We start from the raw sequence: 15,757 nt of genomic DNA on the forward strand, positions 1-15,757 counted from the left end.
CTTTGCGGCAAGAACCTGGAACACCCGCACCCACACGCCAGCCTTGGCCCAACGGTTGAAGCGGTTGTAGACCGTTGTCGAGGGTCCATAGCGCTCGGGCAGGTCGCGCCAGGGCGAACCGGTTCTCAACACCCAGAATATGCCGTTCAGGACCCTGCGGTCGTCTACGCGCGCAACCCCGCGCGGCTTGTTCGGCAACAGGGGCCTAATGAGTTCCCACTCGACATCTGTCAGATCAAATCGCGCCATCGCACCCTCCGATTAGCCTGGAGAGTGAATCACGATGGCGCCTAATCGGGAATCCCGTTTATGAGTTCAGAACCTAGGCGACAACGCCCTCGCGGGATTTGAGAACGGCGTAATATCGCCAGAACAACAGCGCTGCAGCTGCCCTGTGGGGCGCCCAGGCCGATGCAATATTTCTGTACTGCCCGATCCTGGGCAGCGCCTCAATGCCCAGTCCGTGAACCATGGCTTTCTGCAGGGCAAGATCACCCGCGGGGAACACATCCTGATGCCCGGCGCAGAACATCAGATAGACCTCCGCCGTCCACTGGCCGATCCCCTTATGCGCTGTCAGATAGGCTACCGCCTCCTCGGGCGGCAGGTCTTCCAGCCGCGACAGCTCCAGTTCGCCATTGGCAATGGCGGTCGCGATCGTGCGTACAGTTGTGAACTTGCCCGCTGAAAAACCCGAGGCGCGCACCACTGCTTCCTCGAGCCCAAGATAGCCCATCGGGTCCAGTGCCCCATCGATGGCGGCAAACCGCCCCCAGATGGCATTGGCGCTGGCCACCGACAATTGCTGTCCGCAGATGATCCTGACGATCCCGGCAAAACCCGGCTCGGCGATGCGCGGCATGACAAGGCCTGCCCGTTCACGCACAAGGGCAAGGCGCGGATCGAGCCGAACCAGGTGCTCGAGATGCACGGCAATGGCGTCGGGACTATCGAGACGCGGTGACGGGAACGAACGGCTCATGCTAGAAACGCCTGGAGGAATTTTGGCAGTGTCATTTCAACCTATATTGCGATTTGCCCCCAGCCCGAACGGGCCTTTGCATCTGGGCCATGCCTATTCGGCGCTGTTCACCTGGCAGGCGGCAACGCTCCTGGGCGGCGTGGCTTTGTTGCGCATCGAAGACATCGACATCGATCGCAGTAAACCCGAATTTGACGCCGCGATCCAAGCCGACCTGGCTTGGCTGGGGCTCGATTGGCCCGAGCCGGTGATGCGGCAGTCCCAGCGTTTCCCGGCTTACGAACAGGCCGCCAATGCCCTGCGCCGGCTCGACATTGTCTATCCCTGCTTTTGCAGCCGCGCTGATATCGCCGCCCGTTCCAGCGCTGGGGATCCCGATGGGGCCCCGCTTTATCCGGGCACCTGCCGGCACCTCCCCGCCGATGAGGCGGAGACGCGACTGGCGCGCGGCGATGCCGTGCAATATCGCCTGGATATGGGTAAGGCGACCGCGATGACTGGGTCGCTCACTTATTCGGTAATCGGCCCCACCGTCTTGGATCGCCCGCAGATCCGCTATGCCCGCCCGGAGCGTTGGGGCGATTTCGTGCTGCAGCGCAAGGGCACACCGACCAGCTATCACCTGAGCGTCGTGGTCGATGATGCGGCCCAGCACATCACGCACGTGACCCGCGGCCGCGATATGGAAGCCTCGACCGACATCCACGTCCTGCTGCAATTTCTGCTCAATCTCGACACGCCCTATTACAGCTTTCACAGGTTGATCCTCGACGCCGAGGGCCGCAAGCTCTCCAAGTCAAAAGGCTCGCCAAGCCTGGCGAGCCTTCGAGATGCCGGCTGGACCCCGCAGGATGTACGCACCTATCTCGGCTTCTAGGCGGCCAGAGCCTGCCGCTGGAAAAACGGCGCTGCGGTCGCGCCCATTGCCTCTGCCAGTGGCGTGCCGAAATCGGGGCCCAGCAACGCATCGAGCCGGGCATCCTGCAACTGCATCGGATTGTCCCAGAGATAGCGCATCTTCACCATTTCGCGTATCACCGGCATGAACAGCCCCATGGCCCCAAGCATGGTCCACGGCGTCGCCACCCGGGTGAGCTTCATCGGCGACACTGCCGCGATGGCGGCAAACACCTCCCCCGCGGCAGCGAAATGCCCACGGAAATGCAGGTTCTCATAGCTGGCGAGGTCCTGCCGCTGCGCGGCCAGCACCACAAAGGCGCGGGCCAGATCGGGCAGATAGGCCCAGCTATGGGGCACTTCATGGCTCGACAGGGTCACCTTGCCCTTGCCCGCCTCGCGCAGGATCAGCTGGTCGAACCAATCCTGCTGGCTGCCCGGTCCATAAAAATCCCCGGCCCGCAGCACAATAGTCTGGAAGTCCCCCTGCGCCGAGGCGGCCTTGAGCATGGCTTCCATCCGCACTCGGATTTCACCGCGCGGCCGCTCGGGACGCTGCTGCGTCTGGGGCGTGATAAGGCGATCACTTGCCGCATAATTGTAGACATTGCCGGGAAACAGCATCGTCTTGCCATCGCTGCCCATCGCCGCAATCACCGAAGCCAGCTGCGCCTCGGCCCGGCCATTGAACCATTTGTCGTAAGGCAGGTTGAGGCCGTTGAAGACCACACCGGCGCCGGCGATAGCAGCGCGCAAGTCTTCGACGCTATCGGCATCGCCCGCGATAAACTTCACGCCCGCCTGTGGATGGCGGTTGCTGCGGCCGAAGCCGCTGACGCTCCAGCCTGCCTCGGCAAAGGCTGCCGCCGCGGCCCGCCCGACATGGCCATTAATGCCCAGAATGGTGATCTTGCCCTTGCTCATGATGCTGCTCCGTTGTGATGGACACAGCATCCTCCATTCAATAAGGTTTGGGTATTCGCATAAATCAAAGGCCAAACATTCAAAAATGAATAACGAGCCAGACTGGTCATTATGGCGCAGCTTTTCCGCAGTGATAACCCACGGCTCGCTATCGGCCGCCGCCCGCGAGTTGGGGCTGTCGCAGCCCACCCTTGGCCGTCACATCGAAGCCCTGGAGCAGGCGCTTGGCCTGTCGCTGTTCGAGCGCACGCTGACCGGCCTCAAACCCAATGCGACCGCCCTGCGGCTTTTTGAACCAGTCGGCACTGCCCAGGCTGCCCTGGCCGAGGCCGCCATCCTCGCTGAAGGCGCCCAGCTTGACCTCGGCGGCACTGTCCGCCTCACGGCCAGCACCGTCGTTTCGAGCTATCTGTTGCCCGGCTTGCTGGGTCCGATCCGACAGCGTTATCCCGCCATTGCCATCGAGATCGCGCCCTCGGATTCCGCCGAAAACCTGCTGCTGCGCGAGGCCGACATTGCCATTCGCATGTTCCGCCCGACCCAGCTTGAACTGGTGACCCGCCACCTCGGCGCCCTGCCCGTCGTGCCCTGCGCACGGACAGATTACCTGGCGCAGCGGGGCACTCCCACCAGTATTGACGACCTGCGCCAGCACGACCTGATCGGCATGGATCGCTCTGACGCCATCATCGCCCATGCCAATGCCATCGGCTTCCCGCTGACCCGTCAGGACTTCATCCTGCGCACCGACAATCAACCGCTGATCTGGGAGCTGATCCGAGCCGGATTGGGTATCGGTTTCGCCCAGCAAAGTCTTGCCGAGAGCACACCCAATATCACCATCCTCGACCTCGACCTGGCCATCCCACCGCTCGAGGTGTGGCTCACCACACACAAGGAGCTGTTCACCAGCTACCGAATCCGTGCCATTTATGATGCTCTGGCCGAGGGTCTTGTGGGCTATATCAGCGGCTCGAACGTTTAGGTTTATCGGCAGGATATCATGCAGACAGCACTCAATTTCGCCATCGCACTCGCACTCATCTTCGTCGTCGTGGTGCTCGGCCTGGGCCTCTGGAACATGCTCAAGGGCGGCTCTGGCAATACCAGCCAGAAACTGATGCGCCTGCGGGTCATGGGCCAGGCCGTAGCTTTGGTACTTCTGCTGGCGGCGCTGTTCTTCTTTGGCGGCGGCGGGCGCGGCTGATGGTCAAGCTCAACGTCATCTATACCAAGACCGGTGACGACGGCACGACGGGTCTGGTGCGCGGCCCGCGCCGCGCCAAGTGCGACCTGCGCGTCGAGGCCTATGGCACGGTTGACGAAGCCAATGCCTTTGTCGGCCAGGCGCGCCTCAATACCGGCACGATGCCAAAGATCGACATGGTGCTGTCGCGCGTCCAGAACGACCTCTTCGACGTCGGCTCCGATCTTGCCACGCCGGGCGCCGATGCTGCTGACGCCCCGCCATCGCTGCATGTCACCGCAGTGCAGACGCTCTGGCTGGAAAAGCAGATCGATCATTTCAACGATGCGCTGGAACCGCTGCGCAGCTTCGTGCTCCCCGGCGGCAGTGCCCTGGCAGTCGCGATGCACATTGCGCGCACCGTAACGCGCCGCGCCGAACGCATCACCGTCGAGCTGGCCGCCGCCGAACCCGACGTCAATCCGGAAGCCATCCGCTATCTCAACCGGCTCTCCGACTTGCTGTTCGTCCTCGGCCGCGTTGCCAACGCCAACGGCACCAAGGATGTGCTCTGGGTTCCCGGCAATTACGGCGACACCAAAAAGGGCTGATGCCCCCTGCCAGCCCGTCGTGAAGGTATCGCCTGATGTTCCTGCCGCTCCACGACACCAACCCGCTGCGCCACTTGCAGGTGCCCTATGTCACCTATGGCCTGATGGCCTTCACGACGCTGGTCTATCTGATCCAGGCCATGCTGCCCCAGTCGAGCTTCGATCTGCTGGCGGTGGAATTTGGCATGATCCCGATCGTGGTGCGCGATGTCTATCCGCAGCCGCTGCCCTGGCTGCCCGATTGGGCGGGCCTGTTCACTTATGCGTTCCTGCACGCCAACTGGATGCACCTGCTGTCCAACATGCTGTTTCTCTGGGTCTTCGGTGACAATATCGAAGACGCCATGGGCCATGTCCGCTTCCTGGTGTTTTACCTCGCCTGTGCTGCCCTTGCCGGGCTCGCCCATCTGGCGTTCAACCCCAATGATATCAGCCCGCTGATCGGCGCCTCGGGCGCGGTGGCGGGGGTCATGGGGGCCTATGTCCTGCTCTATCCACATGCACGGGTGTTCGTGCTGGCGCGCATTGTCATTCCCATTCCGCTGCCGATCCCGGCTTTCTGGATGCTGGGCTTCTGGATTGCCACGCAGCTGTTTTTCCTCGTCATCGGCTCCAATGAGCCGGTGGCCTGGTGGGCCCATCTCGGCGGCTTCCTCGCCGGCATGGTGCTGGCCGCCACACTCAAGCGACGCGCGGTGCCCCTCTGGGGCGGGCGCTGACCGGCAGCGGCCCGATTGGGGTGACATCGCGCATCTCTTCGGCCACGCTGACCCGGTTGCGGCCATCGCGCTTGGCGGCATAGAGCGCCCCATCGGCCCGCGCAAACATCTGCACGGCCGGCACATCGCCCCGATTGACCGCGACGCCGATACTGGCGGTGACACCGATCACCGGACCATCCCATTCGATCTGCAAATTCTCGACCGCCCGCCGCAACCGCCCGGCAATCTGACGCGCCCGCGCCAGATTGGTATCCGGCAGCAGCACCGCCATCTCCTCGCCGCCGAGCCGCGCGACAAGATCGCGTTGGCGCACATGGGTACGTAGCGCCAGGGCCACCCGCTGCAACACATAGTCGCCGGCCGCATGACCATGCGTATCGTTGATGTCTTTGAAGTGATCAAGATCGATGATCAGCAGCGCTGCCTCGTTGCGGGTGAGCCGCAACAGCGCCATGCCGCGCTCGAAGGCCCGTCGGTTCGGCAGGGCCGTCAGCGGATCGGTCAATGCCCGCGTTTTCCAGTGCTCTTCGCGCGCAATCTGGTTGAGTTCGCGATCCAGAAACAGCCCCAGCACCACCGAAGCAAAGACCGAGGCCACGAGGATATAGGGCGCGACGATCAGCACCAATGTCCAGCCGGACATGCCCTGCACAAATCCCACCAGGAGGTAGAGACTCGCCACGACCCCGAGCACGGTCAGGTGCTGCGCCTTGAGCCGCCCTTTTGGACGCAGCCACCGCCGCCAGGCCAGGCCCAGTCCTGCTGCCACCACGATGCCGAAAGCGCCCAACGTCGCCCCCGCGCCACCGATCCAGAGCCGAAACAACGCTGCAAGCACGCCCGCGAACACGGCCGCGGGCCAACCGCCAAACGCCGCGGCAAAGGCGACAATGATGGCGCGCATATCAATTAATACGCCATTGGGCATCTCGGCTGGCGACAGCATGGCCAGCATCGCTCCGGCACCGAAAATCAGGCCCTGACAGGCCGAGCGCAGCTGGCGCGGCCAGCTCAGCCGCTCAACGATTCCAAAGGCAATAGCGACCAAGCCCATCAGACCTATGCCATTGACCAAGACCAGAAAAATATCAGTATCGATCATTCACCATGCCTTGCCCGAGGGCGATTCGAATCGCTGCTCCTATATACGGACTGGGGTGGCCTATGGGTGCGGTGAGCCGGCCGACGCCGTTAATAAATGGTAAGTATAGACGCCGCGGTTTGCTGGACAAGTGCGCCTTTATGCCAAAGGATCGTTTACCGTCCCCCGCTAGGGTGGGCGCTTGGACGTCCCAGCTTGAACGTCGCATGACGGGAGGCGGCAATGGATACCGATCTGAGCATGCAATTGGTGTCGGCTCGCACGGCAGCGACGCATGGCTCCATTCAGACCACTATGCTCAAGAAGACCCATGAGATGGAGATGAACCTCATCTCCATGCTGACCGAGAACACCTTGGCACCGCCGCCGCCGGGCCAGGGGCTCAAGGTCGACAAGCAGGCCTGATCGCGATGAGCAACGATCTCGCTATCAATCCCGCCGTCATGATCAACCGCATCGTGGTTCGCGAAAGCACGCCACAGACAGCAGGACCGGCCAAGGCGGCAATGCTGCACATGGAATTGCAGCTCGCCATCGAACAATCAAAAGCCGAAAACGCCGCTCAGAACCCCGACGGCGAGGGCCAGGCGCCGGTGGTCGACAGCGGTTTCGCCGTCGACCGACTGATCTAGCCGTCGTTACTTCCTGAGCGCAAGCAGCGCCTCGACCACGGCTTCGCCATCGGGCGTGTGCCATTCGGCCGGTCCCTGCAACACGGCCAGTTCACAGCCATTCTCGTCCAGAACCAGCGTTGCCGGCAGGCCGATCGCCACCGCCTCGCGCTTCAGCCGCTCGAACGCCGAAAAGGTCGAATCGGCATAAAGCGGCAGGTTCTCGAACTGGCCCTCATCGAGGAAGGCCTTGGCCTTTTCCAGCCCGCCCTCGCCGATATCGAGATTGATCGGCAGCACCATGAAGTCGTCGGAATTGTACTTGGTGGCCAGGGCATCGAGCGCCGGCATTTCCTCGCGGCATGGCACGCACCAGCTGGCCCAGAAATTGACCAGCAGCGCCTTGCCCTTGAACGCGCCGATAGTGGTGTCGACGCCCGCCGCGTCCTTGAAGGCCATGGTCGAATAGCCCCGGCCCTCGCCAGTGCCATTGAGTGCGGCCAGTTCACCCACCGCAGCGGCATCGATGGCGGCAGCGGCTTCGGCCTGCACCGGACATTCCTTCGCCTCCGCACCGGCATTGCTTAGGAAAAGCCAGGCCGATATAGCTACGCCCACGCTGGCAAGCCCCAGAGTCAGGAACAGCCGGGGAAGCGGTGACTTCTCGCTGTGGGGTGTGCTTTTTTCGGTCATGCGAGCTCCAGGGAATAGATGATGAGCAACAAGATGTGGGGCGGACGGTTTTCGACTGGCCCCGACGCCATCATGGAAGAGATCAATGCCTCAATCGGCTTTGACCAGCGACTCTATAGGCAAGATATTGCCGGATCGATCGCCCATGCCACAATGCTCGCCGAGACGGGCATTCTGACGCAGACTGACCGCGACGCCATCGTCGCCGGTCTAACCGAGGTGCTCGCCGAGATCGAGGCTGGCACGTTCACTTTCTCGCGTGCGCTCGAGGACATTCACATGAATGTCGAAAGCCGTCTGCGCGAAAAGATCGGCGATGCCGCCGGGCGCCTGCATACGGCGCGCTCGCGCAACGATCAGGTTGCCACCGATTTCAAGCTTTATGTCCGCGACACCATCGACACGCTGGTCATCCAGGTCACGACCCTGCAGCTGGCTCTGGTCAATCGTGCCGAAGCAGAAGCCGAAACCATCATGCCCGGCTTTACCCATCTGCAGAGCGCCCAGCCGGTGACCTTTGGCCACCACCTGCTGGCCTATGTCGAAATGCTCGGCCGCGATGCCGGTCGTCTCCTCGATGCCCGCAAGCGCCTCAATGAAAGCCCGCTCGGCTCCGCCGCCCTGGCCGGCACCCCCTATCCTATCGATCGCGACCGCACGGCCGAACAGCTGGGCTTCGACCGCCCCACCGCCAATTCGCTCGATGCCGTCTCGGACCGCGACTTCATCCTCGAAACCCTGGCAGCTGCCTCGATCTGCGCCATGCACCTCAGCCGCTTTGCCGAGGAAATGGTGATCTGGTCATCGGCCCAGTTCGGCTTCGTCCGGTTGAGCGACAAGTTCACCACCGGCTCCTCGATCATGCCGCAGAAGCGCAATCCGGACGCCGCCGAGCTGGTGCGCGCCAAGATCGGCCGCATCCTGGGCGCCCTGACCAGCCTGATCGTGGTGATGAAGGGCCTGCCCCTCGCCTATTCCAAGGACATGCAGGAAGACAAGGAGGTCGCTTTCGACGCCCTTGATTCCCTGTCGCTGTCGCTGGCGGCGATGACCGGCATGGTCAGCGACATGACCGCCAATCGCGAGCGCATGCGCGCCTCGGCCAGCGCCGGCTTCTCCACCGCCACCGACATTGCCGACTGGCTGGTGCGCGAGGTCAACATCCCCTTCCGCGATGCCCACCACATCACCGGTCAGATCGTTGCCCTAGCCGAACAGAAGGATTGCGGTCTCGAGGGCCTGACCATCGAGGACTTCAAGTCCGTCGATTCGCGCATCGATAGCCGCATCCACAAGGTCGTGACCGTCGAAGCCTCCGTCGCCGCTCGCCAGAGCTATGGCGGCACCGCCCCGGCCAATGTGCTGGCCCAGGCGGCGCGCTGGAAAACCATCCTGACGGGCGAAGCCCATGAGCCGCGCCCCTTGGCCAAGAAGAAGCATGGCGGCCACGGCGATGGCGGGGTTGAATAGGCCCTGCGAATAGGCCACGCTTGCCCTCTCCCTCTGGGAGGGGGCAATAAACGGAGCCGCCGGTGAGCAGACAGACCCGACAGATGCGCCTGTCCGAACGTCATGTCGCCTTGCTGCAACCGGACACCATCTCGGAAATCCTGCCGCCGCCGCCCGAGGGCATGCATGCCGCGACCCGCGACGACCACCTCGCCACCATGGCCGAGCTCATGGCGCAGGAACCCAAACTGCCGGAGATCTGGATCTTCGCCTATGGCTCCCTCATCTGGAAGCCAGCCTGCGATTTTGTCGAAATTCGCACCGGCCTGGTCCGCGGCTGGCATCGCGCCTTCTGCCTCGGCTGGAACAATCGCCACCGCGGCAGCGACGAAAATCCCGGCCTGATGCTGGCGCTGGACCGCGGCGGCGCCTGCAAGGGTGCGCTCTATCGCCTGCCGCCCGACCGGATCGAAGACAATTTCGTCAAGCTGTTCGAACGCGAAATGAGCTGGCGGCCCTCGCCCTTCCCGCCGCGCTGGGTCAATGCCCGCAGCGGTGACCGCGTCATTCGCGCCCTCACCTTCTGCATCGACCGCCAGTCCGGCCGCTATGTGACCGGCCTTTCCAACGAGGCCATCGCCGACGTGCTGGCCAAGGCTGTCGGCAGCCGCGGCTCCATGGCCGAATATCTGTTCGCCACCGTCAAGCACCTCGAGGACATGGGCATTCAGGACCCCCATCTCTGGCAGCTCCAGGAGCTGGTCGCCCGGCGCATCGAAGCGGCTTATGGGCTGGATCGATAAGTCTTGCTTTTGTTTTTGAGACCTCTGGCATAGAGGTCTTGCCAACATGACACACCCACCGTGTCATTCCGGCGAGAGCCGGAATCCAGTTTTCTTTACAGCGAAACTGGACCCCGGCTTTCGCGGGGGGGACGGGCGGTGGGGAAACCCGGAAAGTCACATCCTTGGTCCACCATTTCGAGCATCGCGACGGCACCCTCTATGCCGAGGACATCAACCTGAACGAACTCGCCGCCAAGGTGGGCACCCCGTTCTATGTCTATTCATCGGCGACGCTCCGTCGCCATGTCCGCGTGGTCAAGGCGGCCTTTGAGGGCATTCCGACCCTGCTCGCTTATGCGATGAAAGCCAATTCCAACCAGGCCGTGCTCAAGCTGATGGCCTCCGAAGGCGCCGGCGCCGACGTGGTCTCGCTGGGCGAACTTGAACGTGCCTTGGCCGCCGGCATCAAGCCGGAAATGATCGTGTTTTCCGGCGTCGCCAAGACCGTCGCCGAAATGCGCCGGGGCCTGGAAGTCGGAATTCACTGCTTCAATGTCGAAAGCGAACCCGAGCTGGAACGCCTCGACATGGTCGCGTCCAGCATGGGCAAGATTGCGCGCGTCTCGGTGCGCATCAACCCCGATGTCGATGCCCGTACCCACGCCAAGATTTCCACCGGCAAGGCCGAAAACAAGTTCGGCATCCCCTATGCCCGCGCCCGCGAGGTCTATGCCCGCATTGCCGAGATGGCCAATGTGCAGCCGGTTGGCGTCGACATGCATATCGGCAGCCAGATCACCGACCTCGAACCCTTCGGCGATGCCTTCACCCTGCTCGCCGAGCTGGTGACGCAGCTGCGCGCCGATGGCCACCAGCTTGAGCATGTCGATGTCGGCGGCGGTCTCGGCATTCCCTATAACGCCGAGGAAGACGCCCCGCCGCGCCCGGAGGCCTATGCATCAGTAGTGCGCGCCAAGGTCGAACAACTCGGCGTCAAGCTGGTCATCGAACCCGGGCGCCTATTGGTCGGCAATGCCGGCATCATGGTCACCAAGGTCGAGTATGTGAAGGAAGGCGGCACCAATTTCGTCATCGTCGACGCGGCGATGAACGACCTGCTTCGCCCGACCCTTTATGAGGCCCACCACGATGTGGTGCCGGTCAATCACTCCAACCTCGCCCCGATCACCGCCGATATCGTCGGGCCGGTCTGCGAGACCGGTGACTACCTTGCCAAGGCCCGCACCATGCCGGGCGTGAAGGAGGGCGATCTGCTCGCCGTCATGAGCGCCGGCGCCTATGGCGCCGTCATGGCCTCGACCTACAATTCGCGCCCGCTGATCCCCGAAATCCTGGTCGACGGCGACCGCTTCCACGTCATCCGCCCCCGCAAATCCATCGACGAGCTGCTGGCGCTCGACAGCGTCCCCGACTGGCTCTAGGCGCCGACCGCATCACGCCCACCGACTGTCATCCCGGCGAAAGCCGGGGTGATACCGAGTGTGCGAAGTGACGCAAACCGATGCTGACAGGGCTTGTCAGCACCCCCGCATCATACTCTCCTGGCCTTAGGAGATATCGATGACCACGCTCACCAATCGCCAGCTCAACCGCGCCACGCTGGCACGCCAGCTCTTGCTGCAGCGCACCGCCATGCCAGTCATCGACGCCGTCGATCTGCTCATCGGTCTGCAGGCCCAGACCACCAATGGCCCCTATCAGGCGCTGTGGAGCCGCCTCGACGGCTTCACCCCGGCATCACTGACTGCTGCCATCCTGGACAAATCGCTGCTACGCGCGACCACCATGCGTTCCACGCTGCACCTGCATACTGTGCCCGACCTGCTGTCGATCCGCCCGCTGGTGCAGCCGATGCTGGAGCGCACATTCCTTTCAGCCGCCAAGGCCAGCGCCACCAATGCCGCTCGCCCCGCGCTGCATGCACGGGGTGTTGCGCTTCTCGATCAGCAGCCGATGACCGCGGGCGAGTTGGGCAAGCAATTGGTGCAATCCTGGCCGGATGGGGATCCGCGAGTGCTGGCGCAGGTGCTGCAATGCCTGGAAACGCTGATCCAGATTCCACCGACCCGCATCTGGGGCCATGGCGGCGCACCGCTGCTGTCGCGCCTGGAAAACTGGCTCGGCTGCGGTCTCGCCGAACCGGCCGATCTCAAGCAGTTGACGCTGCGCTATCTGGCCGCTTTTGGCCCCGCCAGCATCAGCGATATGCAGACCTGGTGCGGCCTCACCCGCCTGGCCCCCATACTCGAGAGCCTGCGCCCGCAATTGGCGACTTTCACCGCTGAAGACGGCCGCACGCTCTACGATCTTCCCGATGCGGCGCGCCCCGATGCCGACACGCCGGCGCCCGTCCGCTTTCTGCCCGAATATGACAATGTCTTGCTGGGCTATGCCAACCGGCTCCGCATCCAGCCACCGGAGGCCAAACGGCTGATGCCTATGGTCAATGGCTATCCACCCACCTTTACCCATGATGGCTTTATCGCCGGAAAATGGTCTCTCGCGCGCAGGAAAGACAATGTCCGCCTGACCATCATCCAGTTCAAACGGCTCCGCCAACGCGCGCTTGCCGAAGTCGAGCAGGAGGGTCGCGCCATGGCGCATTTCCTCACCGAGGGAAAGGCAGTCATCGACGCTGAGTTTGTCGCCGCGCCGGCCTAGCCCTGCATGGCCTGGCGCGCCAGCGACACCACTTCCACCGGCTTGCCCGCCAGTGCATCGTCGATCTTGGCCAGCAGGTCCGCCAGCGTGAACGGCTTGACGATGACATCATAGATCAGCGCATCCAGCCCGTGGGCACGCTCGCGCTGATCGGCAAAGCCGGTCATGAGCACGATGATCATCTGCGGATACTTGGCCGCCACATGCAGCGCCAGCGCGATGCCGTCCATGATCGGCATCTTGATATCTGACAGCATCAGGTCGAACCGGCCATGCTCGGCATCGGCCGTTTCGGCGGCCAGGCCGCCATCTTCCTCTGCCACCACTTCGTGCCCCTTCATGGTCAGGGCGCTGACGACGAAGGCCCGGACGGATGGATCGTCTTCGGCGACAAGTATGCGAGCCATCAGTGGTCCTTTCCCGAGATTGCTGCGGCGGCCCCTGCCGCTGACTTGGCGGCGGCCCCTGGAACCGAGCCTGCGCCCGTAAAGCTCAGTCGCACCCGTGCCGCATCGGCAGGCGGCTGCGTCAATTGTGTTTCGATCATCGCGCTTTCGCCCGCCATCAGGTCACGGACCTGCGGCGTCAGACTCCACTCATAGATGGCCTCGCCCGCCTCGTTCAGCAAGGTCACCACCACGGGCGGGATAACCACCGGCACAGGCTTCAGCCCGACCAGTTCGGCCGAAACCACCAACACGTCCTTGCCATCGCGCCTCGTGCGCATGGTCTGGATGCCGGAAATGTCGAGCCCGATCACATTGACCCCAAGCCCGACCTTTCCATATAGCCCCGCTGCAGCCGGAAACTGCTCGACGATCTGCACACGCCCGAAATAAGCGACAGCCAGCAGCCCGACCAGCACCAGGCTGCCCATAATGCGCGCAGCGCGGCGCACCTGCCCTAGCGGCAAGGTTGCGGCTCGGGCGTTCTGACGCCGCGAAAACGCCTTCTGCCGATTGCGGATCAGCACCGGATCGATACTGTCCGCATTCGCGTCGGTCGCTGCCTGTTGCTCGGCCACCGCGGCCAGTCGCGCCGCAAGTTCAGCCGCAACGCGGCGCTCTTCATCAGCCATGATTTCGTCGAGTCCATCCTCGGCCATATTATTGGAAAGCTTGTCGTCCGAGTCAGGCGGGACGACATCCAGCGCCACCTGTTTCCAGGCGCCCTGGCAGTGGGCACACTGTACTTTACGGCCAGCCGCACCGATGGCCTCATAGGTCACCTGGTATCGTGTCTGGCAATGAGGACAGGTAATTATCATGCGGCCGCGTGTGGGGAGGGCAATATGCCGACCCTGACCCTAGCCGGAGGGTGTTAATACTCCTCAAACCTGCGGGCGGCGCACCACATTTGCACCGTATTCACATCCCAAAGCCTGCCTGCTGCCGCCATGCGGTTCGCACCCTGATACACTGGCCGCACGCCTGATTCGCGTCAGGCGATCCGACCGGTAACGTTCGCAACATTGGGAGCCGCCTGTATTGATCGAGTTTTCCGATGTGGGCCTGCGCTACGGCAATGGTCCAGAAATCCTGCGGGACCTGACCTTTTCGATCGAGCCGGGCTCGTTCCACTTCCTGACCGGCCCTTCAGGCGCCGGCAAGACCAGCTTGCTGCGCCTGCTGCTGCTGTCGCTCAAGCCATCGCGCGGCCGCGTCACCATGTTCGGCGAGGACGTTTCCGACCTCAGCCAGGACCGCCTGCTGCAGATGCGCCGCCATATTGGCATCGTCTTCCAGGAATTCCGCCTGCTCGACCATCTGACCACGTTTGAAAACGTTGCCCTGCCGCTGCGCGTCCTGGGTCAGCCCGAGAGCGAGTATCGCCCCAATGTCACCGAATTGCTCGAATGGGTCGGGTTGGGCGAACGCATGAACGCACTACCCTCACTGCTCTCTGGTGGTGAGAAACAGCGTGCTGCCATTGCCCGCGCCGTCATCGCCCGCCCCAAAGTGCTGCTCGCAGACGAGCCCACCGGCAATGTCGATCCGGACCTGTCGAGCCGCCTGGTGCACCTGTTTGCCGAACTTAACCGCACGCTGGGCATGACCATCATTCTGGCCACCCACGAATTGCCCTTGCTCGACCAGTTCTCCTATCCGCGCATGTTGCTCTCCAGGGGCGAGTTGGTGATCCATGATTGAGCAACTGAAATCTTTCCTGCCGCGCCGCGGCGGCGGGGCCCAGATCGTGCCCGAGCGCAGCGTCGCTGGCCGCACCCTGCTGCTGATGATTACGATCATGAGCTTCCTGTCGGCGGTGACGCTTGGTGGCGTGGTGCTGGTGCAGAAATCCGCGATCGCTTGGTCGTCCGATGTCGGCCGCGAAGTCACCATCCAGATCCGCCCGGTCGAGGGGGAGGTGATGGAATCCAACCTGCGCACCGCCGTTGCGCTGGCCGAAGCCACGCCCGGCGTCGCTGCCGCCCATGCCTTGACCCTGGCCGAAAGCGAAAAGCTGCTTGAGCCCTGGCTCGGTGCCGGCCTCGATCTCACGGCCATTGAAGTGCCGCGCCTCGTCATCGTGCAACTCGCCGATCCGACGGATGCCGATATCGAAGGGCTGACGCGTAATCTCGGCGCCATCAAGGGCGCAAGCCTGGACACCCATGCCGCCTGGCGCCAACAACTCAACACCATGGCCGGCGCCGTGGTGATTTCCGGGCTGATGGTGCTAACCCTGATCGGGATTGCGACCGTTCTTGCTATCGTCTTTGCCACCCGCGGCGCCATGGCTTCCAACCGCGAAATTGTCGACGTGCTCCACTATATCGGGGCCTCCAACAAGTTCATTGCCGGCGAATTCCAGGGGCGGTTTCTGTCTATCGGCCTGCAAGGCGGCCTGCTGGGCGCCCTCGCAGCGGTCCTGTTCTTCGCCCTGGTCGGCATGGCCGCCGGCAACGTCCTGTCGGGCGAAGCCAGTGCCCAGGTCGGCGTGCTGTTCGGGCGTTTTGCCCTCGGTATCGATGGAATTCTGGGCATTGCCGCTGTCGTCCCGGTGATCGCCGCGCTCACTGCCATAACCTCGCGCACCACGACGCAACGCTTCCTGGCCGAGACTTCCTGAGCCTTTCTCTAGCCAAGTCCCCTCACGCCCGCTATGACGGC

The 15,757-nt window shown here is 63.2% G+C and carries 20 protein-coding genes; 13 read left to right on the forward strand and 7 right to left on the reverse strand.

From position 1 onward, the window contains the following. Positions 1–249: IS5 family transposase (locus tag BUA69_RS18505; RefSeq protein WP_143154584.1), on the reverse strand; the 249-nt coding region annotated here is incomplete at its 3' end. A gap of 73 nt (positions 250–322) precedes the next feature. Next, a complete protein-coding gene (locus tag BUA69_RS18510; RefSeq protein WP_046134544.1) occupies positions 323–982 on the reverse strand; it encodes a DNA-3-methyladenine glycosylase family protein in 660 nt (219 codons plus the stop codon). On the opposite strand from BUA69_RS18510, the gene gluQRS reads away from it, so the two are divergent. Next, positions 981–1,859 (forward strand): tRNA glutamyl-Q(34) synthetase GluQRS, encoded by an 879-nt coding sequence (gene gluQRS, locus BUA69_RS18515; RefSeq protein ID WP_046134545.1) that lies wholly within the window; start codon positions 981–983, stop codon positions 1,857–1,859. The genes BUA69_RS18510 and gluQRS overlap by 2 nt on opposite strands. On the opposite strand, the gene BUA69_RS18520 is transcribed toward gluQRS, so the two are convergent. After that, complete coding sequence (locus tag BUA69_RS18520) at positions 1,856–2,803, reverse strand: NAD-dependent epimerase/dehydratase family protein (RefSeq protein ID WP_046134546.1); 948 nt, start codon at positions 2,801–2,803, stop codon at positions 1,856–1,858. The two genes, gluQRS and BUA69_RS18520, sit on opposite strands and share 4 nt — an antisense overlap. An 85-nt stretch (positions 2,804–2,888) precedes the next feature. On the opposite strand from BUA69_RS18520, the gene BUA69_RS18525 reads away from it, so the two are divergent. The 4 genes from BUA69_RS18525 to BUA69_RS18540 are packed head-to-tail and all read left to right on the forward strand — an operon-like array spanning position 2,889 to position 5,319. Then, entirely contained in the window at positions 2,889–3,788 is a 900-nt protein-coding gene (locus BUA69_RS18525) for a LysR family transcriptional regulator (protein WP_046134547.1), read from the forward strand. Between the two features lie 18 nt (positions 3,789–3,806). Beyond that, a complete protein-coding gene (locus BUA69_RS18530; RefSeq protein ID WP_046134548.1) occupies positions 3,807–4,010 on the forward strand; it encodes a twin transmembrane helix small protein in 204 nt (67 codons plus the stop codon). Next, complete coding sequence (locus tag BUA69_RS18535) at positions 4,010–4,600, forward strand: cob(I)yrinic acid a,c-diamide adenosyltransferase (protein ID WP_046134549.1); 591 nt, start codon at positions 4,010–4,012, stop codon at positions 4,598–4,600. Before BUA69_RS18530 ends, BUA69_RS18535 begins: the two co-directional genes overlap by 1 nt. 35 nt (positions 4,601–4,635) lie before the next feature. After that, the gene (locus BUA69_RS18540; RefSeq protein WP_046134550.1) at positions 4,636–5,319 is read left to right on the forward strand and encodes a rhomboid family intramembrane serine protease; all 684 of its coding nucleotides are present in this window, start codon (positions 4,636–4,638) and stop codon (positions 5,317–5,319) included. Here the strand turns inward: BUA69_RS18540 and BUA69_RS18545 are convergent. Next, entirely contained in the window at positions 5,282–6,424 is a 1,143-nt protein-coding gene (locus tag BUA69_RS18545; RefSeq protein ID WP_046134551.1) for a GGDEF domain-containing protein, read from the reverse strand. The genes BUA69_RS18540 and BUA69_RS18545 overlap by 38 nt on opposite strands. A 222-nt stretch (positions 6,425–6,646) precedes the next feature. On the opposite strand from BUA69_RS18545, the gene BUA69_RS18550 reads away from it, so the two are divergent. Together BUA69_RS18550 and BUA69_RS18555 are read left to right on the forward strand one after the other, a co-directional pair. Further along, positions 6,647–6,829 (forward strand): hypothetical protein, encoded by a 183-nt coding sequence (locus BUA69_RS18550; protein ID WP_046134552.1) that lies wholly within the window; start codon positions 6,647–6,649, stop codon positions 6,827–6,829. A gap of 5 nt (positions 6,830–6,834) precedes the next feature. Beyond that, a complete protein-coding gene (locus BUA69_RS18555) occupies positions 6,835–7,056 on the forward strand; it encodes a hypothetical protein (RefSeq protein WP_046134553.1) in 222 nt (73 codons plus the stop codon). A 6-nt stretch (positions 7,057–7,062) separates the two neighbouring features. Here the strand turns inward: BUA69_RS18555 and BUA69_RS18560 are convergent, their stop codons facing one another. Next, positions 7,063–7,728, reverse strand: coding sequence for a TlpA family protein disulfide reductase (locus tag BUA69_RS18560; protein WP_046134554.1), 666 nt, complete (start codon positions 7,726–7,728; stop codon positions 7,063–7,065). Positions 7,729–7,749: 21 nt separating this feature from the next. Between BUA69_RS18560 and argH the strand changes: the two genes are divergently transcribed. The 4 genes from argH (at position 7,750) to BUA69_RS18580 (ending at position 12,644) form a co-directional block, all read left to right on the forward strand. Then, on the forward strand, positions 7,750–9,198 hold the full coding sequence (argH, locus tag BUA69_RS18565) for an argininosuccinate lyase (RefSeq protein ID WP_178371408.1): 1,449 nt from the start codon (positions 7,750–7,752) through the stop codon (positions 9,196–9,198). 62 nt (positions 9,199–9,260) lie between these two features. Further along, positions 9,261–9,980 carry a gamma-glutamylcyclotransferase gene (locus BUA69_RS18570; protein WP_143154586.1) on the forward strand — a complete coding sequence of 240 codons (720 nt, stop codon included), beginning with the start codon at positions 9,261–9,263 and terminating at the stop codon, positions 9,978–9,980. A gap of 164 nt (positions 9,981–10,144) precedes the next feature. Beyond that, complete coding sequence (lysA, locus tag BUA69_RS18575; RefSeq protein WP_046134556.1) at positions 10,145–11,404, forward strand: diaminopimelate decarboxylase; 1,260 nt, start codon at positions 10,145–10,147, stop codon at positions 11,402–11,404. A gap of 139 nt (positions 11,405–11,543) precedes the next feature. Then, the gene (locus BUA69_RS18580; protein WP_046134557.1) at positions 11,544–12,644 is read left to right on the forward strand and encodes a winged helix DNA-binding domain-containing protein; all 1,101 of its coding nucleotides are present in this window, start codon (positions 11,544–11,546) and stop codon (positions 12,642–12,644) included. On the opposite strand, the gene BUA69_RS18585 is transcribed toward BUA69_RS18580, so the two are convergent. Together BUA69_RS18585 and BUA69_RS18590 are read right to left on the reverse strand one after the other, a co-directional pair. Then, a complete protein-coding gene (locus BUA69_RS18585; protein ID WP_046134558.1) occupies positions 12,641–13,051 on the reverse strand; it encodes a response regulator in 411 nt (136 codons plus the stop codon). The genes BUA69_RS18580 and BUA69_RS18585 overlap by 4 nt on opposite strands. After that, on the reverse strand, positions 13,051–13,911 hold the full coding sequence (locus BUA69_RS18590; RefSeq protein ID WP_072866633.1) for an MJ0042-type zinc finger domain-containing protein: 861 nt from the start codon (positions 13,909–13,911) through the stop codon (positions 13,051–13,053). The genes BUA69_RS18585 and BUA69_RS18590 overlap by 1 nt, the downstream gene beginning before the upstream one ends. Positions 13,912–14,131: 220 nt before the next feature. Here BUA69_RS18590 and ftsE point away from each other — a divergent pair, with 220 nt between their 5' ends. Beyond that, positions 14,132–14,794: a cell division ATP-binding protein FtsE gene (gene ftsE / locus BUA69_RS18595; RefSeq protein WP_046134560.1), complete on the forward strand. Its 663-nt coding sequence runs from the start codon at positions 14,132–14,134 to the stop codon at positions 14,792–14,794. After that, the gene (locus BUA69_RS18600; RefSeq protein ID WP_046134561.1) at positions 14,787–15,716 is read left to right on the forward strand and encodes a cell division protein FtsX; all 930 of its coding nucleotides are present in this window, start codon (positions 14,787–14,789) and stop codon (positions 15,714–15,716) included. The genes ftsE and BUA69_RS18600 overlap by 8 nt, the downstream gene beginning before the upstream one ends. Positions 15,717–15,757: the final 41 nt, after the last annotated feature.

This window comes from Devosia limi DSM 17137, assembly GCF_900128975.1.
Lineage (GTDB): Bacteria > Pseudomonadota > Alphaproteobacteria > Rhizobiales > Devosiaceae > Devosia > Devosia limi.